The sequence below is a fragment of the Alteromonas sp. 4NH20-0104 genome (assembly GCF_057547795.1).
This window is the reverse complement of sequence record NZ_BAAJLP010000020.1, coordinates 43,504-69,356: the sequence shown is the minus strand read 5'-3', so window position 1 is coordinate 69,356 and position 25,853 is coordinate 43,504. Positions and strand designations below refer to the sequence as shown.

Annotated in this window: 22 protein-coding genes; 10 read left to right on the top strand and 12 right to left on the bottom strand. The window is 48.2% G+C overall.

Translation table 11 applies throughout. The features are described from left to right. Nucleotides 1-22: 22 nt before the first annotated feature. The 5 genes from AC27IB_RS14915 to AC27IB_RS14895 form a co-directional block, all read right to left on the bottom strand. Nucleotides 23-925: a VOC family protein gene (locus AC27IB_RS14915; RefSeq protein ID WP_487121903.1), complete on the bottom strand. Its 903-nt coding sequence runs from the start codon at nt 923-925 to the stop codon at nt 23-25. 5 nt (nt 926-930) lie between these two features. Continuing rightward, nucleotides 931-1,353: a GlcG/HbpS family heme-binding protein gene (locus tag AC27IB_RS14910; protein ID WP_296049145.1), complete on the bottom strand. Its 423-nt coding sequence runs from the start codon at nt 1,351-1,353 to the stop codon at nt 931-933. Continuing rightward, entirely contained in the window at nt 1,350-2,930 is a 1,581-nt protein-coding gene (mhpA, locus tag AC27IB_RS14905; RefSeq protein WP_487121901.1) for a bifunctional 3-(3-hydroxy-phenyl)propionate/3-hydroxycinnamic acid hydroxylase MhpA, read from the bottom strand. Before mhpA ends, AC27IB_RS14910 begins: the two co-directional genes overlap by 4 nt. Nucleotides 2,931-2,940: 10 nt before the next feature. Next, complete coding sequence (locus AC27IB_RS14900) at nt 2,941-4,179, bottom strand: amidohydrolase family protein (RefSeq protein WP_487121899.1); 1,239 nt, start codon at nt 4,177-4,179, stop codon at nt 2,941-2,943. A gap of 93 nt (nt 4,180-4,272) precedes the next feature. After that, nucleotides 4,273-5,172 carry a LysR family transcriptional regulator gene (locus AC27IB_RS14895; RefSeq protein ID WP_487121897.1) on the bottom strand — a complete coding sequence of 300 codons (900 nt, stop codon included), beginning with the start codon at nt 5,170-5,172 and terminating at the stop codon, nt 4,273-4,275. Nucleotides 5,173-5,292: 120 nt separating this feature from the next. Between AC27IB_RS14895 and AC27IB_RS14890 the strand changes: the two genes are divergently transcribed. From AC27IB_RS14890 to rpsO, 10 genes are all read left to right on the top strand, one after another. Next, nucleotides 5,293-6,612: a family 1 glycosylhydrolase gene (locus tag AC27IB_RS14890; RefSeq protein ID WP_487121895.1), complete on the top strand. Its 1,320-nt coding sequence runs from the start codon at nt 5,293-5,295 to the stop codon at nt 6,610-6,612. Nucleotides 6,613-6,847: 235 nt separating this feature from the next. Then, entirely contained in the window at nt 6,848-7,675 is an 828-nt protein-coding gene (locus AC27IB_RS14885) for a sensor histidine kinase (protein ID WP_296046725.1), read from the top strand. 233 nt (nt 7,676-7,908) lie between these two features. Next, nucleotides 7,909-11,211 (top strand): MHYT domain-containing protein, encoded by a 3,303-nt coding sequence (locus tag AC27IB_RS14880; protein WP_487121892.1) that lies wholly within the window; start codon nt 7,909-7,911, stop codon nt 11,209-11,211. Nucleotides 11,212-11,216: 5 nt separating this feature from the next. Continuing rightward, on the top strand, nt 11,217-12,209 hold the full coding sequence (locus tag AC27IB_RS14875) for a response regulator (RefSeq protein WP_296046728.1): 993 nt from the start codon (nt 11,217-11,219) through the stop codon (nt 12,207-12,209). A gap of 312 nt (nt 12,210-12,521) precedes the next feature. Beyond that, the gene (gene rimP / locus AC27IB_RS14870; RefSeq protein WP_296046731.1) at nt 12,522-12,980 is read left to right on the top strand and encodes a ribosome maturation factor RimP; all 459 of its coding nucleotides are present in this window, start codon (nt 12,522-12,524) and stop codon (nt 12,978-12,980) included. A gap of 48 nt (nt 12,981-13,028) precedes the next feature. Further along, nucleotides 13,029-14,522, top strand: a complete 1,494-nt coding sequence (gene nusA / locus AC27IB_RS14865; RefSeq protein WP_487121890.1) for a transcription termination factor NusA — start codon at nt 13,029-13,031, stop codon at nt 14,520-14,522. Between the two features lie 24 nt (nt 14,523-14,546). Further along, entirely contained in the window at nt 14,547-17,153 is a 2,607-nt protein-coding gene (infB, locus tag AC27IB_RS14860) for a translation initiation factor IF-2 (RefSeq protein WP_487121888.1), read from the top strand. 109 nt (nt 17,154-17,262) lie between these two features. Next, nucleotides 17,263-17,661: a 30S ribosome-binding factor RbfA gene (gene rbfA / locus AC27IB_RS14855; RefSeq protein WP_296046736.1), complete on the top strand. Its 399-nt coding sequence runs from the start codon at nt 17,263-17,265 to the stop codon at nt 17,659-17,661. A 6-nt stretch (nt 17,662-17,667) separates the two neighbouring features. Next, nucleotides 17,668-18,645, top strand: a complete 978-nt coding sequence (gene truB / locus AC27IB_RS14850) for a tRNA pseudouridine(55) synthase TruB (protein WP_296046738.1) — start codon at nt 17,668-17,670, stop codon at nt 18,643-18,645. 113 nt (nt 18,646-18,758) lie between these two features. Next, entirely contained in the window at nt 18,759-19,028 is a 270-nt protein-coding gene (gene rpsO / locus AC27IB_RS14845) for a 30S ribosomal protein S15 (protein WP_296046740.1), read from the top strand. 57 nt (nt 19,029-19,085) lie between these two features. On the opposite strand, the gene AC27IB_RS14840 is transcribed toward rpsO, so the two are convergent. From AC27IB_RS14840 to AC27IB_RS14810, 7 genes are all read right to left on the bottom strand, one after another. Beyond that, nucleotides 19,086-19,823, bottom strand: coding sequence for a hypothetical protein (locus tag AC27IB_RS14840; RefSeq protein WP_487121885.1), 738 nt, complete (start codon nt 19,821-19,823; stop codon nt 19,086-19,088). Nucleotides 19,824-19,911: 88 nt separating this feature from the next. Then, a complete protein-coding gene (locus AC27IB_RS14835; RefSeq protein ID WP_487121883.1) occupies nt 19,912-20,343 on the bottom strand; it encodes a hypothetical protein in 432 nt (143 codons plus the stop codon). 109 nt (nt 20,344-20,452) lie between these two features. Further along, complete coding sequence (locus AC27IB_RS14830) at nt 20,453-21,223, bottom strand: SDR family NAD(P)-dependent oxidoreductase (protein WP_487121881.1); 771 nt, start codon at nt 21,221-21,223, stop codon at nt 20,453-20,455. 192 nt (nt 21,224-21,415) lie between these two features. Continuing rightward, nucleotides 21,416-21,955: a manganese efflux pump MntP gene (locus AC27IB_RS14825; RefSeq protein WP_487121879.1), complete on the bottom strand. Its 540-nt coding sequence runs from the start codon at nt 21,953-21,955 to the stop codon at nt 21,416-21,418. A 146-nt stretch (nt 21,956-22,101) separates the two neighbouring features. Continuing rightward, nucleotides 22,102-23,712 carry a methyl-accepting chemotaxis protein gene (locus tag AC27IB_RS14820; protein WP_296046749.1) on the bottom strand — a complete coding sequence of 537 codons (1,611 nt, stop codon included), beginning with the start codon at nt 23,710-23,712 and terminating at the stop codon, nt 22,102-22,104. 178 nt (nt 23,713-23,890) lie between these two features. Continuing rightward, entirely contained in the window at nt 23,891-24,883 is a 993-nt protein-coding gene (locus AC27IB_RS14815) for a patatin-like phospholipase family protein (RefSeq protein ID WP_296046751.1), read from the bottom strand. Nucleotides 24,884-25,046: 163 nt separating this feature from the next. Beyond that, the gene (locus AC27IB_RS14810; protein ID WP_296046753.1) at nt 25,047-25,844 is read right to left on the bottom strand and encodes a hypothetical protein; all 798 of its coding nucleotides are present in this window, start codon (nt 25,842-25,844) and stop codon (nt 25,047-25,049) included. Nucleotides 25,845-25,853 lie beyond the last annotated feature (9 nt).

Sequence of the window (25,853 nt, the reverse complement as noted above, 5' to 3'; positions counted from 1 at the left end):
ATTGGGTTCTCTTTAAATTCAATTATTCTGGCTGCCAGGTACGTTTAAACCTGAATTCGGCTTCGGCTTCTTTCAAGCCGGAAAAATCTTTATCAGACATGCCCCACTGGTCGATGCGGTTTTCCGGCCAGGTCCAGTCTTCTGGTGCGCCGGCCTGGTAATCATCCGGTACAATCTCAACCGCGGTTGAAAATTCAACGACGGCACCAAAGGGAGCGATAAAATAGGCAAAGACATTGTCTCCCGGTCCATGCCGACCAGGGCCCCAGACCGGGGTGAACTGGTGATCGCGCAGGCGCCCGACACCACGCATAACGGCGTCCATATCCGCCATTTCAAAGGCAATGTGGTTCAGCGAGCTAAAGCCAGCACGAGCAAAGGCTGTGCTGTGATGAGAGCTGTTACAGCGCACAAACACCATGCCTTTGGTTCGATCTGATACGGTAAAATCCAGAATCTCTTCTACCAGGTGTCCCGATTTTTCGGCATCTTCAGCATTGCATACGACATGGGTGAGTTTAACTGGCAAATCCGGATCATTGATGGTGTCGACTTCTTCGCTACCAGTGATAAAGCGGAATAATTCACCTTCGGCCAATTCTACAATGATGCCGCTGCCGCCTCCTAAATCCACAGGCGTCTCGGTGGTAACATTCAGGCCTTTTGCCCAGGCTTTTTCGCTGATGCTATCGATAGCTTGCTGACTACAAACATAGGTGACACTGCGCACATAAGAGGATTCGCCTTCCTGCAAGGCAACCAGATACGGAAAGTTACCGGCACCGCGAATATAATAAGTACCCGGCTGACAATCACTGCGTTTATCTGCCGGGCTGGCGGCCAGCACGGAATGCCAGATATTCACCAGATAATCCGCCGCTTCAGCGGCATTCGGCAGGACCAATTCAATACTGCGTAATCGCATTAAGGCTACTCCTTATTCTCTGTTAATGCCGCGATTCCGGCCAGTGCACACTGTTCGTCAACATCACCGGTGTCACCGCTGATACCAATAGCACCAAGCAGTTGTCCGCGGGCATCCTTGATGAGATTGCCTCCCGGTGAGAGTGCAATCTCAATGCCTGGAATCGCTGTTAAACTGCCAAAGAAAACCGGGTTGTTTTTGGCTTTCTCGGCAATACCCCTGGTATTAAACCCCATGCCAAGCGCGCCTTTGGCCTTAGCATGTGCAATGTTGCCACGGTATAAACTGGCCCCGTCCTGCCGTTTAAACACGACCGGTTGACCACCCGCATCGAGGACATAGACGGCCAGAGGAGAAACATTATTAGTTGTTGCATAAGCAAGCGTTGCATCCGCAATACATTCAGCTTGTTTTAAAGTCAGACTCATTGAGTTCTTTCCTGAAAATGAAAAGTCGTTGTTGAAGAGAGTAATTGAACTGCCAACGAGCGTAACAAATCACTCAAGGATGCCGCTGAGGCGGTACCGTAAACGTAATGGTCAGGGCGTAACAGCACGGCACTGGCATTGGCCTCTTTCAACCATGAGTCCAGTTCAGGGCTGTCGATGTCATCTAAAAAGGTAGCCTGTATATCCGCTTGTTCCTGGATCGCAGCAAGGAGCGAACTTTCGTTAGTCGAGAGAGAGGAGCCTGATACTAATAGTTGCCACTGGCCCTGCGTTATTTCATCCAGAAGCACTCTTTCGGCACCTTTTTGGACCCATGGCTGAATAAAGCGGGCTCCTGCTTTGGGGGTGTCGGCCGCTATAATGCCAGTGCCTACTGGCGGAATGAGATCCGCAGCCGTGGTGGGCAATTCATTTCGACGCACTTTTTCGCGAATGGTGACATCACGTTCGGCGGCCTGTTGCGGATCAAGCATACAAATATAGCGGCCCGCATTAACAGCGGCACTGATGACTGCTCGAACATGGGGATCACGTTCAGCCTGATAGGTATCAAGTAAACTGTCATCTGACTGTCCACTTAACACTAAGTCCAGTTTCCAGCTTAAGTTAGCGGCATCACGGAAGCCATGGCACATACCCTGACCGAAAAACGGTGGGGTTTGGTGAGCGGCATCACCCGCTAAAAATACATTACCCAAACGCCATTGTTCTGCTACCAGACCATGAAAGCGATAAGTCGCTGCCCGCACAATATTGTGCGGTACATTCTGTAGCCATGGTTTAAGCAATTCTGCTACTTTTTCAGGCTGCATCATTTCGGCGTCGTTTTCGCCGGGTAGTAACATTAATTCCCAGCGGCGGTGATTGCCGCGACCCGGAACGACCGTGGCCGGACGGTTAGGATCGCACATCATGACCGATAATTGCTGGATATCACAGCCATCAGGTAAATCAGAGATGGGTGGGAAGCTCACCGGGCCATCTACTTCAGCATCCACCACCAGCCACGGCTCTTCAAAATCCAGATCATCAAGTTTAATGCCCAGTGATTTGCGTACCTGACTTCGAGCTCCGTCGCAGGCAATCACGTAATTTGCGGTCACTTCATTGGTGCCGCTTTCAGTTTGAAGACTGATCTTTACGGCGTTCTCGATATTCTCTATCTCAGTCAGTGCCGTACCAAGGCGAACTTCGACATTTTCAAAACGCGTAAGGGCGTTGCGTAAATGCTCTTCAAGTTCCGGCTGATAGAAAAAGTAATCATTTGACCAGCCAAATGGACGGGGCTTTCCTGAGGTCCCCATATAACGTAATACACCATGATCGGCCCCAACATGAAGATGCCCCTCGGTATCTCGCATGTCGGGTAAAATGGTATCGTGCAAATTGATATCCTGGAACAGGCGAACCATTTCATGATCAAGATGAACTGCGCGGGGCAGGGGATAGGGATTGGCCTCACGTTCGACAACCAGTACATTCCAACCCTGTTTTCCCAGAAAATTGGCCGCAAGAGCCCCTACCGGCCCGCAGCCGATAATTGCTATATCATACATTTGAGGCTCCTTACGCCAGACTTAGCTGTGAAAGCGGCGTTTTATAAAGGTTACCGTCCTGCATTATCAGTGTGATGCGGTTTTTATCTTGCAACAGAGCAACATCTTCAGTTGGATTTCCGTTGATGAGCAGCAGATCTGCCAGATAGCCCTCTTTAATCAGACCTAACTCGTCGCCCATGCCCATGACTTCACCGCCCAGCTGGGTTGCAGCGTTGAGTACTTCGGCTGGAGTGTAGTTGAAATGTTCTACCCATAACTCAAGGTCACGAGCGTTACGTCCATTAGGGTTAAAGGGGAAACCGTAATCTCCGCCAGGTAATAACTTCACGCCAAGTGCTTTTAGTTTTGGAACTAAAGCTTTTTGATGAGCCAGAACGATTGCAGCATCTTCTTTCATATGGCTCATGTCCATATGCGGAGGCGGGTTGGCATCAAGTGTTGCCTGCACAATGCCAATAGTTGGGGCAACGAACAGGTTATCTTTGTTAGCGGCAAGCAGCTCTATACCTTCCTCGTCTGCGTAGGTGCAGTGATAAAGCATGCGAAATCCGGCTTTAACTCCGAGCTTTACAGCTTCTGCTGCGTGTGCGTGACCAGTAAGCCAAACATCACTTTCGCGTGCTTGCTCTCCTGCAGCTATTAGCTCTTCCGCGGAGTACAGTAACTCATGGGAGGCGCCGGGTTTCAGTGCACTTTCACCTGAAATTAAAAATTTGACAGCTTTAGCGCCAATTTCTGCACAATCCTTCACAAAAGCTTTGATGCCTTCGGGGCCCATTTGATGCGCTTCAACATGACCTGGATCTAATTCTGAAGTATTTGGTGGCTCGCGTTCTACCGAAGATGGGATAAGGCGGGGGCCAGGCATGCCTCCTGACTTAAGATGCTCGTTTAAACTGATTTCAAGAGATTTACTCAGGGCACCTGCAGAATAAGCGCTGGTAAAACCATGATCTAGCAGAATTCTGGCGTTACGCGCTGCGGTCAATGCTAGCTCTTCAGGCGGAAGATACATACCAGGCACGAATTTTTCGACAGACGTGGGCCATGTCAGATGCGCATGTGCCTCTGTCATTCCGGGCATTAATGTTTGCCCTTTGCCGTCTATTACGGTATCGCCTGACTGAGGTTCGATTGCCTCAGGTGCAATGTTGATAATACGATTACCTTCTACCGCAATTGCGCCTGGAAAAGGTAATTTTCCGGTCCCATCAAAGATGTTTACATTATTTATTATTGTTCGCATGAGCGTAACCTGTTGTCCTGTGGAATATCACCATTGTTGGCAGAACGACGTATTCGATCAAATATTTATTTTTTTGTTAACTATAGGTAAAAACTATACATCGAGTGCTGCTGTGGTATGTGCAATGAAGGCTTCTGCAATTGTTGATAGCTGTCTTTCTGCCAGCCATAACAAACCCACTTTACGTTGAAAACTCACGCCTTCAATTTGTATTGAACGAAGAGAGCCATTTTCGATTTCTGTTTTGACCACTTCCAATGGCAGAATAGTAATATAGTCGGAGTTTTTAATGATGGATTTGGTGGTGAGAATTGAGTCACTTAAAATGACATTTGCAGGAATCGAAGCCGAGCTATTAATAAATAAAGCATCGATTTGACGTCGGAAACCACCCACCGCGTCCGGTAAAACCCAAGGCTTATTTTTCAATTGTTTAAGATTCATGGTATCTGGCATGTCAGCGTTTGCAGTACCGACAATGATGGAAAACGGATCAGATAGTACGGGCTTTTCTGTAAACTCATCGGTGACCTCTCGCATTCCAGCCGTTACAACCGCTAAATCAATTTCGTAATTTCTGAGCATTTCCTGAGTCACCGTATCCGCACGTTCCAGTATTCTCAGTTTAAATTTAGGAAAGCGATTGGAAAAATCAGGAATGACTTTACCTATTACAGACGCCAGGGCACCTGGTGTACCCCCGATGGTTAACGGCCCGCCAATATCTTTGGCAAGTAAATCAATCTCTTCCTTTGCTGAAACGAGCAGGCTTTCTATTGCTTGTGATTTGGTTTTTAGTGCCAGACCAGCCGCAGTCAGTTCGATGCCCTGACGGTTACGCGTAAACAGTTTAGTTGCCAGTACGCGTTCAAGCTGACTGATGGCAACGGATACGGATGGCTGAGATAAGTATTCTGCTCTGGCGGCTCCACTAATTGTGCCTTCGCGACAAACCGCAAGAAATAATCGTAAAGCCCGTGGGTCAATTCGCATCTTTATTATCCATTATGTATAGGTTAAATCTATACTAATACTAAAATTCATTATTTTATTTTTTAACTACAAATCGTTACCTTTGCTTAACATTTATAAAACATCTTAGTCAGGTAACACATGATCAGTCGGCGACACTTTTTATCTTTATCTTCATTGGCAATGACGACACCTTTACTCGCCAAAGCGTCAGCATCTTCAACGGCAAAGACGGGAACGTTCCCCAATGGGTTTTTATGGGGCGCTGCCAGTGCAGGGCATCAGGTTGAAGGGAACAACGTTAACGCTGATATCTGGTTACTCGAACAGGTAAAACCTTCGGTATTTAAAGAACCCAGCGGTGATGCGTGTAATAGCCTTGAACTTTGGGAGACTGATTTGGATCTTGCTAAGGCCCTTGGTCTGAATACTTATCGTTTTTCTATTGAATGGGCTCGAATTGAACCCGCAGAAGGGCAGTTTTCTCAGGCCATGATTGACCATTACAAACGTATTATTGAAGGGTGTCATCAACGTAATATGCTGCCGATGGTTACGTTTAATCACTTTGCCAGCCCTATTTGGTTTTCCGCCAGGGGAGGCTGGACAAACCCGGATGCGCCCGCAATTTTCGCCAGGTATTGCTCTAAGGTTGCTGCTCAGCTGGCAGAAGGTATTGGCTATGCCGTAACATTTAACGAACCAAATTTAATCCGTTTACTCAGAGTTATCGGTATCCCTCCTTTTGTCTGGGATCTTCAGGCAAAAATGCTGGATGCAGCCGCGAAACAAGTTAACAGTAACTATTTTAGTGCGTTGAATGCGGCCAGGTTGGAAGACCTGGATAAAATGAACGGTATTTTGCTGGAAGGTCACAAACAAGGTCGAGCGGCAATAAAGGCAGAACGCAGTAATCTTGACGTGGGGTTTACGCTGGCCATGCTGGATGATCAAGCGGTCGGCAATAACAGTCTACAGGCCCAAAAACGCGAAGAAAATTATGGCGATTGGTTACGGAACAGTGACCATGCTGATTTTATCGGCGTGCAAAATTATGAAAGGGTTGAATGGAATGATAAAGGAAAAGTAGCCGTGCCGGATGATGCGCTGACAAACTTCAGCGGTAGCTGGATAGACCCGACCTCACTGGCTAATACCGTGAAATATACGTATGAGATGACCGGTAAACCTATCATTGTTACCGAACATGGTATCGGCACGAATGACGATAAACTCCGTGCTCATTTTATTACTGAATCGCTTAAACATTTACAACAGGTTATGCAAGACGGTGTGCCCGTCAAGGGCTACGTACACTGGACATTACTTGATAATTTTGAATGGATCCACGGCTATGACGTGCATTTTGGCCTGCATACCGTTGACAGAAAAACCTTTAAGCGCGAACAAAAACCGAGTGCTAAAGTTTATGCCGGGATTGTAAAACGCAATGGATTTTAGCGGGCTTCATTGCCAAACTTGTCCTCATAATGCGTGGCGTGGTTAACCCGCCACCTATTCTATGTAATTATCTGCCTTTGTTTTTGTAGAGTGAAATTATGCTGGTCCTGCATTGGTGTTTTTGGTTTCTCTACACTATATTTCAATAACCTATGATGCTTCACTCGTTAACCTTTTTTTGTGTTAGCAATGCCAATGAGTTATGTAGTGAGGGTTAATTAATTAGAATATAAAGATGACAAAAGCACCGTCAAAAAGTAATTCCGATAGTTCTATGCCTGAAAGCTACGAGCCAGCCAGTATTGAAACAGTCAGTGGACTGGTGGCTGGCGTGTCTCATGAAATTAATACACCACTGGGTGTGAACATTGGCAACTGCACATTACTCATCGAACTGCTAAATGAAGTGTCCAATAAATATAATACGGGTTCACTGGACGCCCAAACCTTTACTGAATTTATGGGAACGGCCAAAGATCTATCTGACAGCATGTTAAAAAATATGCGCAGGGCATCCAAATTATTATCAATCTTCAAACAGGTAGCCGTAAAAAATACCGACGAGGCTAATTTGCTTGAAAAAGTTGATATTGCGGAGCTGATCAATGATTTTGTGACGGCACACAGTGTTCATGCCAAGGACTCGCAGATTTCTTTTAAAGTAATGATCCCTCCTGGTGCTGAAGCCGTGACATACCCGTCAGTTATCACACAAATATTGACAGCATTAACCTCAAATACACTGATTCATGGACTAGGGATAGGAAAATTGGAGTCCTGTGAAATTACGATTTCCCTGGCACCTGCTGGTGATGGCTATCAGCTGACTTTTGCCGATAATGGGGTAGGTGTTGAAGAAGACATTCTGCATAAAGTTTTTGACCCCTTTTTTACAACCCGAAGAGGGGCCGGAAATGCAGGGCTAGGCCTCAGCATCGTACTTAATTTAGTGAAAGAAATGCTACAAAGTAATATTCATTATGAAAGTCAGCCGGATAGTGGGTTTAAAATTGCGTTTAAAATACACAATCTTGCCCATTATACACCCGAAGGTGATAGCTAACGCTTTGTTTTCTAATATGAACGTGGCAAAATAACCCGGTAAATAATATATTTTTATAAAGCGGGTGTTGGTGAATCATTTAGTTTTGCTGTGTCGTTTGACAAGTGCGGCAGATTTGCGGCAATCTTTATAAAATTAAGGACGCTACATATTTACTTTTATTAATAGAAGGCTGGCAATAAGCAGGCACGCTTAGTTAGCAACATTGTTTTATACTACTAAGGCCTACTGAAATGCCGTCTATTGCGGACTTGTTTTCCATTCCTGATACCTCCTTACTCCTGGTGGGTGAATATAATCCCTCGTTAGTGCTTTTATCGGTTGCCATAGCGGTGTTTGCGTCATTTATGGGATTTCAGGTGGCGACACAGGCTGCCAATGCCAAAACCCGCCGAGGTCGTCGTGGGTTGCTGGCGGTGGGGGCTTTTGCCCAGGGGAGTGGCATCTGGTCGATGCACTTTATTGGCATGCTGGCGTTTGAGCTGTGCACGCCGGTTTCTTATACCTGGCTTACCACTCTTATTTCAATGTTACCCGGGGTGGCTGCAGCCTGGGTCGCACTTCATTTGCTTTCCCAGCAATCCATTAATAATAAACAAATTGTCGTCGGTGGTGTGCTGGTTGGTGCAGGTATTGGTGCTATGCACTATATCGGCATGGCGGCGATGGATATGGCGCCGCTGCTGCGTTATGACCTGAGCATCTTCTTACTATCGGTGGTCGTTGCAGTGGTGCTGGCAATGCTCTCCCTGTGGGTAAGACACGGCCTGCGGCGTTTGCTGCACAACAAACTGACAATGTTTTCTACTAATATTCTGGCCGGGTCGGTGATGGGCTGTGCCATTTCAGCGATGCACTATACCGGCATGGCGGCCGCTCGCTTTGTTAGTCCTCCCGGGCTGGAACTGTCGGAGCAGCCTTCTGAAATGTCGTTTTATCTGGCAGCCAGTGTCACCTTTATTGCTTCGATTATGATTGCTCTGGTACTGGGCATCAGTTTGTTGGTGAAGTATCGCGAGGCATCAGCCGATGCCCGTCGCTCGCAAGTGAGAATGATTAGCCTGATGGAATCTGCCGTTGAGGGGATTCTGACCATTAATGACGAAGGAATTATTCAAACCGTAAATGAAGCGGTAACCACCATTCTCGGCTGGCAACGAATGGAACTGGTTGGTATGCCACTCACCGAGTTTCTGCCTGAGGACCGCCGTCACCTTTACAGCCATCGGTTTTTTAAATATGCCGAAGAACCTGAGGGGGTTCAGCTTATTGGTAACAGTCGTGATGTGGAAGCGATTAACCGCGACGGTAAGTTAGTGCCATTGCGGATAAGCTTATCGCATACCCAGGTGGCTGGTGAATCGCTGTTTATTTTATTTCTTGCTGACATCAGTGAGCGGCTGGCCATGGAAAAAGTCATTCGCGAGAATGAGCTTAAGTTCCGCTCACTGATTGCGAATATCCCCGGGATCGCCTATCGCTGTTTGAATAAACATGACTGGCCTATGGTGTTTATCAGCGACGCCGTTAAGCGGATCACCGGCTACGCCCCCGATGAATTCTTATTGCCAAATCCCACGGTGAGCTTTATTGATTTGTTTCATCCTGACGATATGGAAAGTATCGAACAGGCGCTGGTTGGCCAGACCGAATACAGTATGGAATATCGCATATTCAACAAAGCCGGCGAGATTCGCTGGTTACGGGAACATGGTAGATATATACGCGACGATAACGACGAAATTCTCTGGCTGGATGGGTTTATCATGGATATTACCGACCGTCGGCAAATGGAAGATGAATTAGTTATTGCCAAAGATGCGGCCGAACAAGCCGCCGCTGCACGAGCGGCGTTTCTGGCCAATATGAGCCACGAGATCCGCACGCCAATGAATGCGGTGATTGGGTTTAGTGATATTTTGTTAGACACCCCACTGAATACCGAACAGCATAAGCATCTGTCTACCATTAACCGCTCTGCACGTTCTTTATTGCACTTACTCAATGACATTCTCGATAGCGCTAAACTGGACAAAGGTAAGCTGGAACTGGAGTTTGTGGATTTCATTCTCAGTGAAGAAATTGATACGGTGATTTCGACTTTCTGGTTGGAAGCGAAACGTAAAGGACTCGATTTACAGGTCAATTTGGGCGATAAGCTGGCGCAAGGTTACCATGGGGCGCCGGAACGGATCCGTCAGGTGCTGAGTAATTTAATTGGTAATGCAGTGAAGTTTACCGAATCCGGGCAGGTAAGTTTGCAGGTCCGCCAGGAAGAGGGTGACGAGGTTACTTTTATTATTACTGACACCGGTATCGGGATGACTGCAGAGCAATGCCAGCGGGTATTTGATGCTTTTGCCCAGGCAGACGCCTCAATGTCACGCCGGTTTGGTGGCACAGGCCTGGGCACTACCATATCTAAACAGCTGGTCGAGTTGATGGGCGGCACCATCGATGTACGCAGCGAACCGGGACAGGGCACCGAGTTTTCCTTTACGCTGCCACTTTCCGCTATCGACAGCACCAGCCATGTGCAGCGTTTACACGCAATCCAACTCCCTGCGCTACGGATCCTGATAGTTGATGATATTGAACAAAATATTGAATTGCTCAATTTGCTGCTAAAACGGGGCGGGCATAGTGTTGATATTGGCCGCGACGGTCAGCAGGCCCTCGACCTGATGGCACAACATCAGTACGACGTGGTGCTGATGGACTTGCAAATGCCGGTGTTAGATGGACTAAGCGCGGCCCGCCAGCGGCGGGAGTTTGAAAAAGCAAACGGCTTGAAAGCAACGCCCATTGTCGCGCTGACTGCCAGTGTGCTGGCGCAGGATAAAAAATCAGCCAGCGAGGCAGGCATGGAGGGATTTGCCAACAAGCCCATTGATTTTCCTGTGTTATGTAACGAAATTGCCCGGGTACTGGGGATCCAGGGCAGCGCGCTGGCCAGGCGTGCTGAACCTCAGGAAGCTCTGTTAATCGACTGGTCACGTGGCGAAAGCTTGTGGGGGTCCAAACATAAACTGGTCAAGGAAATTAACCGTTTTTGTCACGATATCATGCACGCCCGGGAAGCCTTTACGGCGCTTTCAGAGTCGTTAGATTTTACCGAGTTAAAAGCCCTGGTTCATCGCTTTAAGGGCGTGGCCGGTAACCTTGGCCTGATTAAAATAATGCTTGCCTGCAAAGCCATTGAGCAGGATTGCTATGAAAACTCAAACCCGACGGAGCATGTTACACAGCTCTACGCGCTGGTGCCTGAGGTGGAAAGTGCCCTGCAAACAGAGCAGGATAGCGTTATTGAACAGTCGGCTGATATCAGTAATCAGGAATTACGCGCTATACTTGAGCGTATCGATCGTTCGGTTAAGAATAACCGGATTGAAGAATCGGAGCTGGCATTGCTCGCAGGCTACTTACAGAGTCGATTTGCAAGCGAGATCCAGTCGATACTGGATGCGATAGAAGATTTTGAATTTGAACAGGCCATTACCATGCTGTCAGCACTTATTGGCAAACTGGACGAATAACCACCATGGATAAAACCGCCCTAAAACCCACTATCCTGGTAGTGGATGACGAACCGGCTAATCTGCGGGTACTCAAACACCTCCTGGGTGAGCATTACGCTCTGGCATTTGCCAAAAATGGCAGCGAGGCGCTGCGGGTGGCAGAAGCTCAGCTACCTGATCTGATTTTGCTCGATGTAATGATGCCCGGCATGACCGGCTTTGAAGTCTGTCAGGCGCTTAAAGAAAATGCGATTACCCGGGCTATCCCGGTAATCTTTGTGACGGCGCTCAGTGAGGAGCAGGACGAAACAGAAGGATTTGCCGTTGGCGGCGTAGACTATATTACAAAGCCTATTTCACCGGCGGTCGTCAAAGCCCGAATCAAAACCCATTTGTCGCTGGTGCAGGCCGATGAGCTGAAACGTACCCGGTTGCAGGTGGTTCAACGCTTAGGCCGCGCAGCCGAGTATAAAGACAACGAAACCGGCATGCATGTACTGCGCATGAGCCATTACTCCAAAGTGTTAGCTTTGGCTTATGGCTTGAGCGAGGATCAGGCTGAAACGCTGTTGCATGCGGCGCCGATGCACGACATCGGTAAAATTGGTATTCCCGACCATATTATGCTCAAACCGGGTAAACTGACCGATGAAGAATTTGCGGTGATGAAAACGCACCCGGAAATTGGCGCAGAAATTTTGGGCGAAGCCGACTCTGACTTATTACGGATTGCCAAATCGGTGGCCATGACTCATCACGAAAAGTGGGACGGCAATGGCTACCCGAAAGGGCTGAAGGGCGAAGACATTCCCGTGGAAGGCCGGATTGTGGCGGTAGCCGATGTGTTTGACGCGCTAACCAGTAAACGCCCCTATAAAGAAGCCTGGACGGTTGAAAAAACCTTGTCGGTAATGAAAAGTGAAGCGGGCAGTCACTTCGAACCACGCCTGATTACCTTGCTGGAAGAAAATCTTGAGGAAATTCTGACCATTAAGGAACGTTGGCGGGAAGATTAAATTATCGTGACAATCCAGTGTGAAGCCGGATTGCCGGTTGCTAAATCAACAAGCAGGCAGTATAATGCGTGGCAGATTATGGCTGGTACCGGTAATTGTTGATTATCAGCACCTATGCCTTACGGGTTTTTATTGTTGTATTGCACCAATAGTAACCTTGCCTGATGTGGGCAAAAGGGACCGAATTTTTATTGCAAAAAAGCCCCGTTTAATCGGGGCTTTTTGTTAGCTCGGTCTCACGCACAAAGCGATACCGAGCAAGGTATCAGTATATTGGGCATTATGCCCTTTTTTCGTTTTTGGAGGTTTGGATTGTCAAGGCTAGAACAACGTTTAAGTGAAATGTTGAATCCGGCGGTAGAAGCATTAGGGTATGAATTGCTGGGCGTGGAGTTTGTCCGTGCTGGTAAGCATTCAATCCTGCGGGTTTACATTGATCATGAGAATGGCATCAACGTAGATGATTGTGCGGATGTCAGTTATCAGGTCAGTGCGGTCCTCGATGTGGAAGATCCAATCAATACTGAATACAACTTAGAAGTCTCATCGCCTGGTATGGACCGCCCGTTGTTTAAAGAGGCGCACTATGCACAGGTGGTGGGCGAAACCGTCGCTGTCAGAATGGCATTGCCGTTGGATAACCGACGCAATTTCAAGGGGAAATTACTGGCGTGTGAAAATGGCACGTTAACTATCGAGATCGATGGCGAGCAATTTAAATTGCCGGTCAGCGGGATTGAAAAAGGTAATTTGGTTCCAACATTCGATTAATACGGAATAAAACTGCGTGCCCAACCGCATGCAACCAGTGAGGCAAAAATGAATAAAGAAATTTTGTTAGTGGCTGAAGCCGTTTCTAATGAAAAACAAGTGCCAAGAGAAAAGATTTTTGAGGCATTAGAATTTGCCATTGCAAGTGCCACCAAGAAGAAAAACGAAGGCGAAATTGAAGTGCGGGTTTGCATTGACCGCGAAACCGGCGACTTTGATACTTTCCGACGTTGGTTGGTGATCCCTGATGATCAGGAGCAGGAAAACCCTTTCGCAGAATTAACCCTGTCTGCAGCGCAAATTGATGAGCCGGAGATTCAGGTCGGTGATTACGTTGAAGACCAAATCGATTCGATTGCTTTTGACCGCATCACCACGCAAACCGCTAAACAGGTAATCGTACAAAAAGTGCGTGAAGCTGAACGTGCGCAGATGATTGCTGAGTACGAAGACAAAGTAGGCGAGCTGGTTACCGGTACGGTTAAGAAAGTTAACCGTGACAACATTATTATCGATTTGGGTAATAACGCCGAAGGCGTGATTTACCGTGATGATATGTTACCGCGGGAAACTTTCCGCCCAGGTGACCGGGTACGCGGCCTACTGTACGTTATCCGCCCTGAAGCACGCGGTGCGCAACTGTTTGTCAGCCGGACACACCCGGAGATGCTGGTTGAGTTATTCCGTCTGGAAGTACCGGAAATCGCCGAAGAAACATTAGAAATTAAGTCCGCCGCACGGGACCCGGGTTCACGCGCCAAAATCGCTGTTAAGACCAACGATAAGCGTCTTGACCCGGTAGGTGCCTGCGTAGGCATGCGGGGTTCACGGGTACAGGCTGTATCGGGTGAACTGGGCGGCGAAAGAGTCGATATTGTGTTATGGGATGAAAACCCGGCGCAATTTGTTATCAACGCAATGGCCCCTGCAGAGGTAGCGTCAATTGTGGTTGATGAAGACACGCATACCATGGAAGTAGCAGTAGAAGCCGATAACCTGGCTCAGGCTATCGGTCGTAGTGGTCAAAATGTTCGTCTGGCTAGTCAGTTGACTGGTTGGGAGCTGAACGTAATGACCATTGAAGATTTGAACCAGAAACACCAGGCAGAAAACGAGAAAGTTCTGGCGGTATTTGTTAACGGTCTTGACCTCGACGAAGACTTTGCAAGTGTATTAGTCGAAGAAGGGTTTACCTCACTTGAAGAAGTGGCGTATGTACCGGTAAGTGAATTACTGGCCATTGACGGTCTGGATGAAGATACCGTAGAAGAATTACGTAACCGTGCACGTGCAGCACTGACCACTCAGGCGCTGGCCAACGAGGAATCGTTGGAAAGCTCAGAGCCAACTGAAGAGCTGCTTAATCTCGAAGGGATGGACAAGCACCTGGCGTACGTTCTGGCAAGTAGAGGTATCATCGATTTAGAAGCGCTGGCAGAACAGGGCACCGATGATATCAGTGATGTAGAAGGACTGGACGAAGAGAAAGCTGGTGCATTGATTATGGCTGCACGAAACAAAGTCTGGTTCAACGAAGAATAAGGTCGACAAGGGGAAAAACGCGTAATGGCAGATGTATCCATTGAAAAACTCGCCAGTGATATCGGGACTAGCGTTGACCGGTTAGTGAGTCAGTTTAGCGACGCCGGCATTAAGAAAGCCGCCGGTGAGAACGTGACTGAAGATGAAAAACGCAAACTATTAGACCACCTGAGCAAACAGCACGGTGGGTCGAATGGTGAGCCTAAGAAAATGACGCTGCAACGTAAAACTACCAGCACATTAAGCTTAGGTAAGTCGAAAGAAGTGAAAGTGGAAGTACGTAAAAAACGCACTTATGTGAAACGTACTGACATTGAAGAGCAACGCCAGGCCGAAGAAGAAGCCAAGCGTCGCGAAGAAGAAGCTCGTCTGAAGCGTGAAGCGGAAGAAAAAGCGGCTGAGGAAGCCCGTAAGGCGGCTGAAGAGAAAGCGCGTAAAGCGGAAGAAGCCCGTAAAGCGGCTGAAGAAGATAAAGCCCGTCGTGCTGAAAAGGCGAAGCAAGAAGCCGCTGCACGAGCTGAAGCGGAATCTGAGCTGAGCGAAGAAGAGTTAAAAGAGCAGGAAGAAGCGCGTCAGGAAGAAGAGCGTTTACGCAAGCAGCAGGAAGAAGAAGCGCAGCGTAAACTCGAAGAAGACGCGAAGAAAGCGGCTGAAGAAGCACGTAAATTGGCTGAAGAAAACGAACGTCGCTGGAAAGAAGAAGAAGAGCGCCGTAAGAAAGAAGAAGCTGAAGAAGTGCATATGCACTCTAACCGCTATGCACAGGAAGCTGAAGATATCGAAGATATGCAGGTAGAACGGTCTTCCCGCCGTCGTAAGAAGCCGAATAAAAAGGCCAGCGAAAGCTTGAAGCAAGGCTTTAATAAGCCAGCTGCCCCGGTAGAACGGGTTGTTAAGCTTGGTGCAACCATCACGGTTGGTGAACTGGCAAGCCGTTTGGCTATTAAGGTTCAGGAAGTCATTAAGGCCATGATGAAAATGGGCGAAATGGCAACCATTAATCAGGTTCTTGATCAGGATACCGCGGTACTGGTCGTTGAAGAAATGGGCCATAAATATGAGCTGGTTAACGACAACGCCCTGGAAGACGAACTGTTAGCAGGTTCTGGTGCCGGTGATAAAACCACTCGCGCACCGGTTGTGACCATAATGGGTCACGTTGACCATGGTAAAACGTCACTGTTGGATTACATCCGTCGCGCTAAAGTAGCGGCAGGTGAAGCCGGTGGTATTACTCAGCATATCGGTGCATACAGTGTTGATACGGACAACGGTAAAATTACCTTCCTGGATACCCCTGGACACGCCGCGTTTACCGCAATGCGTGCTCGTGGTGCCACAGCAACGGACATCGTTGTACTGGTAGTTGCGGCTGACGATGGCGTAATGCCACAAACTAAAGAAGCCGTACAACACAGCCGTGCAGCAGGCGTACCGCTGATTATTGCTGTGAACAAGATGGATAAAGAAGCCGCTGATCCGGATCGGGTTAAAACCGAACTGTCTCAGTTAGAGGTTATCTCTGAAGAGTGGGGCGGTGAGCACCAGTTCGTCAACGTGTCTGCCAAAACCGGTATGGGCGTGGATGAATTACTGGAAGCCATTTCCCTGCAAGCTGAAGTACTGGATCTTAAAGCCACACCAACCGGCCCAGGCCGCGGTATCGTGGTTGAGTCACGCCTTGATAAAGGCCGTGGCCCGATTGCATCCGTACTGGTTCAGGAAGGTGAGGTGAAGTCTGGCGATATTCTGTTGTGTGGCGAAGAGTACGGACGTGTTCGTGCCATGCGCGACGAGAATGGTCAGGATGTGAAAGTGGCTGGTCCTTCTACTCCGGTTGAAATTTTAGGTCTGTCGGGTGTGCCGGTAGCCGGTGAAGATGCGCTGGTTGTACAGGATGAGCGTAAGGCTCGTGAAGTCGCCGGTAAGCGTCATCAGAAGAAACGCGAGCTTAAGCTGGCGCGTCAGCAGAAAGCGAAACTGGAAAACATGTTTGCTAACATGGAAGCCGGTGACGTGAGTGAACTGAACGTTGTGCTTAAAGCTGACGTACAGGGCTCTGTTGAAGCGATTTCTGAATCTCTGATTAAGCTGTCTACCAGTGAAGTGAAAGTCAATATTGTCGGTAGTGGCGTTGGTGGTATCACCGAAACGGATGCCAGCTTAGCCGCTGCATCAAGCGCTATCGTGGTTGGCTTTAACGTTCGTGCCGATGCTACAGCGCGCCGCGTAATTGAAGCGGAAGAGATTGACTTACGTTACTACAGCGTTATCTACGACCTGATTGATGAAGTGAAAGCGGCCATGAGCGGTATGCTGGCACCAGAATTCAAACAGGAAATCATGGGTCTTGCTGAAGTACGTGACGTGTTTAAGTCACCGAAACTGGGCGCCATCGCAGGTTGTATGGTCACCGAAGGTACCGTTAAGCGTAGTAACCCAATCCGCGTACTGCGCGAAAACGTGGTTATCTACGAAGGTGAACTGGAATCTCTGCGTCGCTTTAAAGATGACGTACAGGAAGTTCGTAACGGTATGGAATGTGGTATCGGTGTTAAAAACTACAACGACGTAAAAGTGGGTGACCAAATTGAGGTCTTCCAGGTTGTTGAAGTTAAACGCGAAATCTAACCTCAGCGAATAACTAATGTATAGCGGGGGCTCTGAAGCCCCCGCTTTTGTCTGTGCAATAGTCAGCTAAGCTTAAGCTGGACAGGTTGCAAAACAGAGGAGAGTAACTATGGCTCGGGAATTTTCTCGGACTGATCGGGTTGCCCAGCAAATCCACAAAGAAGTGGCCAGTTTGCTGCAAAATGAATACAAGCACCGGGTGGGCGACTTACCCTTTATTACACTTTCTGATGTGGAAGTGTCGCGGGATTTGGCACATGCTAAGATCTTTATCACGTTTTTTAATTGTGATGAAGCACAAACCAAAGCGCATATGAAGCAGTTAGCTGACAATACGGGCTTTTTACGCAGTTTGTTAGCGAAGCGGATGCGTATGCGGGCGGTGCCTCACCTGCATTTCTTTGAAGATAAGTCGATCACCGAAGGTATGCGTATTTCAAACCTGGTGAGTGAAACAGTCGCTCGTGATAAGGCGCGTTCAGATAACAACGACGACGAGCAGGAATAATTCAGCATGGCAAGAAAGCGCAAAGGTCGTGCAGTTAACGGCATTGTGTTAATTGATAAACCCTTAGGGGGTTCATCAAACCAAATATTACAAAAAGTGCGTTGGTTGTATCAGGCTCAGAAAGCTGGCCATACCGGCGCGCTTGATCCGCTGGCTACCGGCATGCTCCCTGTGTGTTTAGGTGAAGCAACTAAGTTTTCCCAATACCTGCTCGACGCCGAGAAAGAGTATGAAGTGACGGCCCGTTTAGGTATTCGTACCACAACCTCCGACGCCGATGGCGAGGTGGTTGAAGAGCGCGAAGTGGTGTCAGGTGAAGACGAAGTGCGTGCCGCCTGCTTATCTTTTTTGGGCAGTAGTAAGCAAATTCCTTCAATGTTTTCCGCCCTTAAATATCAGGGCAAGCCGCTTTATTATTATGCCAGACAAGGCATAGAAGTGCCCCGCGAAGCCCGTGATATTACCATTTTCGAATTAGAGATAACCCGGGTTGCTTTACCGGAAGTAGACATGCGCGTGCGCTGTAGTAAAGGGACGTATATCCGCTCTTTAGTTGACGACATAGGTCAGCAATTGGGCTGTGGCGCTTATGTTACCCGGCTACACCGCACTAAAGTGGCAGACTACCCAACGGCGAATATGATTTCGGTTGAAGCATTGGAAGCCATGGTGGATCAGGATATCGCTCAGCGCGAGTACCACGCCATTGATGCGCTGTTATTACCTATGGATACGGCGGTGAAAAGCTTACCCGCTGTTGAGTTATCGGCGGCTGAAACGAATCGCTTGCAGCACGGACAAAGTGTAACGCCCATGGCAGCGCAAGCGCTTAGCGAAGGGCAGCAATATCGCATCTACGATAGCACTGCCACGCCAGCACGATTCCTTGGGGTAGGTGAGGGTGTGTGTGCACCTAAAGACCAAAAAGCCCCACCTGAACAGGTCTTTGTTGCCCCCCGGCGCAGCGTGGTTTACAGCGTATAACGGTTTACGCGTAAAATGACTTGCGCGTGGGGCCACGCCAAGTATAATACGCGCTCAGTTTTGTCAGACTGAATTAGTGATCGGTCCGGCAGTTTAAAAAACAGGAGAAAATTATGTCACTAACTAAAGAAGAAACCGCAGGCATCGTTGCTGAATATGGCGTTAAAGAAGGTGATACTGGTTCACCTGAAGTACAGGTAGCACTGTTAACGCACAACATCAACAAACTGCAATCACACTTCTCATCAAACAAGAAAGATCACCACTCACGTCGTGGTCTGCTGCGCATGGTTAGCCAGCGCCGTAAACTGCTTGATTACCTGAAAGGTAAAAATGCAGAGCGTTATCTTGATCTGATCAAGCGTCTTGGTCTGCGTCGCTAATCAGCGATTGACCAACGCAAAAAAGCGCCTTTATGGCGCTTTTTTTGTGTCTGTTTTTCACGGGTTCAGATAACTGTATACCGAAGGTCCGCTGCTTAAACGAGGGATGATGTTTTGTGTTTCAAGCTCTCTGATAAGCACAATCAGTCGTCGCTCCAGGCTCTTGCTGCCAATCTGATTGTGGGCCAGGGCAAGATTTCGTAATAATAGTGCGACGGTATTGGGATGCTCCAATGTTTGGCTTGTCAGTGCACGATACAGAAAGGCCTGATAGACCGATTCATAGCTAATTTCACCGTATTGGGTGTTAGCCAGTGATAACAGCTCCTCATCATCCGAGGTATGGCCTATAAAAGACAATTTTTCCTCAAATTCGCTTGGCATAGACAAGCTGTAACGCAGGGCTTTTATGGTTGAACGTAATTTTTGCCGGCCGGATAACGTACAGCTAAAAAAATAGTTTCTTAACGTGCGGGAGTGCTGGTACCGGCTCTTTACCGACGCATAAATTTGTTCTACCTGGTCTGGTTGATAATTAATAGCACTTTGCATAGCCAGACTAATAACAATCATATCAGCGAGCTCTAGTTCAACATCTGATGTAATCAGCTCATCAACTTGCTGCAATAGAGCCGCAGCATCTTCTTTGCTGCCTGTGAATCGACTCACAGTCTGGTACAGCGACAATACAGCCGGTGAGTGGTTGAGCAAAAATGCGGGCGGCTGCTCGCTGGGCAGAGTCACGCTTGCTCCCTGAATCAATACGGCAATCAAATAGCCAGAAAAGGCCGACATAACAATCCTTGTAATGTTAAAAATAGGCGTTTTAAGCTAAGTTACCGTTTTTCTACCGTAAATGATACCGCCTCAGTGGCCGGCTGTCTTACAGGTTTAGATTGTCACAGGCCAGCTGTCGCAACCGGTAACCGGATACTACCCAGTTCAGACCAACCACATTCTGAGGATTGACTTCGGCTATCAGACAAACGGATTGATGCGGCGCTAAGTTTACAGTGAGTTCATTACTCCAGTCAGCATGAGCCCTGATTTTAAATGTTTTAAAGCCAGGTTCGATGGTGAATTGGGTACGCTCTTCAGGAGACAGTGAAATAAAATAGTCATCTCCCCAGCCAATATAAACATCGGTCAGGCTACCTTGTAATTCGCCGGAACGATAAAGGGTCACTGTGGCTGCGTCGGGGCTATGGGTGTGCGGCAGCGATGACTTAGACACGCAGCCAGCGGTGACGGTCGTAATCAGGGTAACGATGCCGATTAGCTTAAGGGAACTAAACGTTGGTAGTTGTGAAAACATAATTATCGCCTTAGTGGATTAAAGGGTAATCATGTTAAGGAAAGCAATGTGAAGTAAGGGTGAAACAGGCCAGTCTTTAACTGGCCTGTCGGAATAATAACTTAAAACCTTACAGGAAACCGCCGTTATCCACCTGGATCACCTGTCCGGTGACAGCTTTACCCATTTTACTGGCCAGGTACAGCGCTGCGTAAGCCTGATCCCGAGGTTCAACGGAAGGTACAGTAGTGTTGGTGTATTTGTCTGAAAACTCCAGCATGACGTCGCCGCCTTCCTGTTCACCGGATGCCCACGCGCGGGCGGCATCGGTATCGGTAACCCCCGGCGCAATAGCGTTACACCGGATGTTAGTGCCGGACAAACGAATAGCGATATTTTTGGTCATGGTATTCACACCGCCTTTGGTGGTGGTGTAGGCAACGCCACAGATGGGTAAAACACCATTTACCGAGGATACATTGATAATGCGCCCCTCGTTACGCGGCATAAAGTGATTAACCGCTTCGCGACAAAAACGGAATACACCGGAGAGGTTTAACTCCATAATTTTGGCCCAGTGTTCATCCGAAGTTTTCTCAACCGCGAACATCTCACCTACACCCGCATTGTTAACCATGACATCCACCTGACCAAAGGTGTCGATAGCTTTTCCAAACACCGTTTTGGGAGCCTCCGGGTCGCTCGAGTCAGCAACCATACCAATGGCCTTGCCCTGATCTTTAGCGTTAATTTTGTCTACTGCAGTGTCAATCTCGTCCTGGTGAAGTGCCGTTAATACAACGTTAGCACCTTCTTCTGCAAAGAGTTCTGCTATAGCGAAGCCAATGCCTTTACTGGCACCGGTAACGATGGCTGTTTTGCCTTCTAACATATTGTTCATAGTGATTTATATCCTTATTAATTGGACTGAATTACAACGCAGGGAGAAGAGGCGCTGCAAAGAACAGTTCGAAAAATCTCACATTGTGAGTGTCTTAATCACTACGGCAAAGAATGGGGAAGGGCACATTCATATCACTTAACAATCTGACTCATAAATGGACTGAGAAGTAAGATTTGTTCTGTGCACGATTTAAAACAACAGTATTTTAAATCCAATCAGTACAAGGACGATACCGCCAATCAGTTCCGCCTTACTTTCCAGCCAGGTACCACTTTTAGCGCCGATATAAACGCCCAGAAAACTGAAAATAAATGTGGTAACCCCTATAATCAGACACGCGAGGAAGGGGTTAAATTCCATCAGGGTAAGTGTGAACCCGGCAGCCATAGCATCAATACTGGTTGCGATAGCCAGTAACAACATAACGCGCTGCGTGATTTTTGCGATATCTTCTTCTATCCCTTCAGACAATGCCTCAAATACCATTTTGCCACCGATGACCAGCAACAGAATAAAGGCAATCCAATGCGCAAAGCTGCCGATAAGGCCAAATAACCCGTGACCGCCCAGGTAACCTATTAACGGCATAAGCCCCTGAAAAACACCGAAATAAATGGCCGCTGAAAGCGAGAGCGAGCGGGCATTAACGACATGTTTAGAACCCAGGCCAATGGAAACAGCAAATGCATCCATACTTAGCGCCAGGGCTAAAATTACTACTTCCAACATAAACACTCCGGGAAAATCAGTGACGGTTCAGACAAGCTGAACGAAAGGCGATGAAACCGGTATTTTACGGAATAAACCAGCAGATTAGCCAGGTTTCTGGTAGTTTTTTTGATTCGCTTTGTCGAACAGGGCAGAACCTAAAACTGTCAGAACGATGAAAAACGATAGGTCGTGGCTATTTGGGTTAGCGTTGTCATCAACTTATCGAGTTCACCTGCTTTAGCACGGGTCAGTTCACTTTGTTGTAATAGTTCGCCGGATTGCTGATTAATACCCTTAACCTGTTGCTGAATAGTGTGCGTGGCAACCACAACCTGTAAGGTTGAGGCCGCAAGGTGCTGATTGTCAGCACTAAGAGCCAGCACACTTTGCTGGCTTTGTTGTAAGGCGCTTTCCGTCTGGTTAGCTTGCTTAAAAGCATCAGCAGTCAGGGTTAGGTTGGCTTCCATTCCTTGAACGGTAGCTGCAATGGAGTTAACGATTTGCGCCAGAATGGTGTTTATCTGATGCGTGGATTGCTGGGTGCGTGAGGCAAGCGTACGCACTTCGTCTGCAACGACGGCAAAGCCTCGGCCATGTTGCCCTGCGCGGGCGGCTTCAATGGCCGCATTGAGGGCTAAAAGATTAGTTTGCTCGGCAATCTCAGCAATCACCTTTACTACCGAACCCACCTGATTGCCGGCATTTTGTAAAGACGAAAGCTGCCGGGCAGACTCAGTGATTTCATGTTGAAGTGTGGCTATCTGCGCAGCACTGACGGCGACTTCTTTTTCACCCTGACTCACCAGGCCTGCGGCAAATTTCGCTGACTCGGAGACGTTTTTCGAATCTTCTGATGCACCGGCGATTTTCACACCAACCTCAGCGAGTGCACTGTCCAGCTGAACCGCCAGACCGGACAAATTATGTGCCTGTTTATCAGATGAAGCCGCGGAGTCAATAAAGGTCATACTTGCGTTGCGCAGTTGGCTTGTCATGGCCTGTAAGGCTGTATAATCCTCTTCTAAAGCCTCAATCAGGCTTTCCAGGGCATTAACGACCTGTCCGAGTTCATCATTACTGGCGGCGGGTAAACTCACATCCAGATTTTTATCGTGACTCAGGCTGGTAAGCGCTGCGGTGATGGCGAGTAAAGGGGTGACCAGCTTTTGATAAAGGTAGCGGTAAGATAGCACAGCCACCACAATAAGCAGTAGTAACGAGGCGTAGTTAATCCAGCGCATCAATCCGAGGGTGTCACTCACCGCTTCTGTCGCCTGAAACACTTGCTGACCTGACTCACGGCTTATCAGGTGAAGTACTTCACGGCTCTTGTCCTTAGCATTTTCAATCAGCGTCAGAGCGTGTCTGGCCGCATCCCAGTCGGTGTCAGAAGCGCTTAGAATAGTCTCCAGGCGGTCCATCGCTGAGAACAATTCATTCAGTGTGGCGTTAAGAGCCTCAGTATTAAACCGGTGGCGCTGACCCAATTGGTAAAGTCTGTCGGTTAACTGTGATTTCAATTGCTCGTTGCGTTCAGCATACCTGGCACTGTCAATAGTGTAACCATACAGCGCAAAGCTTAGGTTATGCAGTTGCGCCAGCTCATCTTGTGTTTGTTGAAGTACCGTGAAAGCGGGCAAGGTATGGGAAGTGAAGTTGCTGTTTTGTCTGCTGATTTGATTGATACTTAATTGGATCAGCAGGCACGCTAATACCATCGCAGTAACCAGCACCAGGTACCCTACCATCACTTTACGGCCAATCGAATTCAACATGTCAGCTCTCTCAATATCAGATATACCGCAACAGACCCGATAAAGAGAGAGTTTATTTCATGATATCTGTGCTGCTGTACGGAGAACGTTGGCCGCAGTACATCCGACCGGCCATTGGTGACTGGTCAGGCGAATCGCGAAGCGCTTGTTTTTGTAACCTTCAATACGCTTAGTCTGGTTAGTCAAACATCGCCTGAATATCACAACTGGGTTTTTTACCCAGATGCCCGGCATTTTCCGCCAACCATTTATCGGTGGTTTCCTCGCCGGCATCACGTAAACATTCGAGAAACTTTTTGCGGTTGTCGTATTTGGTGGCGCTATCCAGCGAGGAAAGCAGTTCACCGTTAGTCAGCAGGTGTGTTCGCAGTTGTTTTATCTGGCGTTCTACCTTCCCGAGTAAAAAACGTTTACCGCTGACCAGACGTTTGACGCTGGCAATGGCATGCATTTCGCGCATGAAATTGCTGTGAAAACTGATTTCTGTAATACGATCGCTGATATCGTCTGAGCTCTTGGGCACGTCCTCACGTTGCAACGGTTGCAATAGAACAATTAACACATCTTTACCAGCACATTCGTTCATCAGCGGAAATATCGCCGGGTTACCGGCGTAACCACCGTCCCAGTAATGTTTGCCGTCTATCTCAATAGCCTTATACACATTGGGTAAACAAGCCGAAGCCAGCAGATGGTCAGTGGTCAGTTCGGGCGTATTAAACAGCGTCAGTTTACCGGTACTGACTTCAGTGGCAGCAATGTACAAGGGCAGGGGATTGGCCTGCTGCAAGGCCTTAAAATCAACCTGCTTATCTACAATGTCTCGTAGCGGATTAATATCCAGCAGATTGATGTCGTAGGGAGAGAGAAACTGAAAAGCACTCAGCCACCACTTGGTAACTGAAGTCTTAAGTTCACCGGGGAGTTCAAATCCCACATTTTGCTCGGCCACCGTATACCAGAAATCGGCCAGTTGTTGCCTGGCACCTTCACGGCGGTTTTTACGCCATCCCTCGGCGTACATGACGGCATTCATAGACCCGGCACTGGCACCGCTGATGCCGGTAATGGTAATCCAGGATTCTTCGAGGAGGCGGTTGAGAACGCCCCAGGTAAACGCACCGTGAGCGCCACCGCCCTGTAGTGCTAAAGATAATTTTACGGATTTCATAAGTAGCATCCCTGAAAAGTGCTGCGGTGCAGCATGGAAAGCTATTATTACGCAAAATGAGTTGGAATAGTTTAAAAATTAATCAATGTAATAACGCCGGAGCTAATCCGGCGCTATTTATGTAACAACACGATGGACTGTAATTACCAGGGATAACGGGCGCTTACTGACCGCCGGTAGAACCCGTCGGGGAGGCGGGTATGCTGGCTGATGGTGAGCTCACCACTTTGGTTGCCAGTTCCCGAATTTCAGACTCCAGCGATGCAATTCGGCTGGATAACGCATTATTGCGCTGTTCCAGCAATGCCAGCTTATCGCTCAGACTCTTAATTTCCTGCTGCCGCGCTCCGCTGCTAGCATTGACCTGTTCCATTTGAACATTAATGGCCAGCATTTCGTCAGAGACCGTCTCCAGACTGCCGTTAAGCGTTGCCAACTGGGTTTTCTGACTGTCGAGGTTACGGGCAACCTGAGTCACTGACTCCTGCAAATCCTTCTTGTCGCCAGCCACTTTATCGGTCAGATCGGCAATTTCTTTTTGGTTACGACGCCAGGCGGACGCCCACAGCTTATCCATTTGCTCCCAGAGTTCGGCCGTTCTATTGCTGAGTTCGGTCACTTTTACCTGTAAAGCGACCGTCGATTCACCGATTTCTTCACCGGTGGCGGAAAGCTTATTTTCAAGTTGCTGAATACGCTGCTCGGCACTTTGCAGCGTGGCATTTTGCTTTTGCGTGACGGTAAATAAGTAACCGGCCGCACCACAACCAACAATAGCGACCAGAAGAGCAACTACACCCCAGCCAGAGCCACCTTTAGGTTTTTCTGGTTCACTGGAAGCCGATGCCTGTGAGGTGTTCACCGAGCGGTGAACCGGCGCCGTTTTGGTCTGATATCCGCGACGGTCTTCTTCGTCGAGTCTGATTGTGGGAAAGTCATCGTTGCGCGAGTTATTAGCCATATTCCCTCT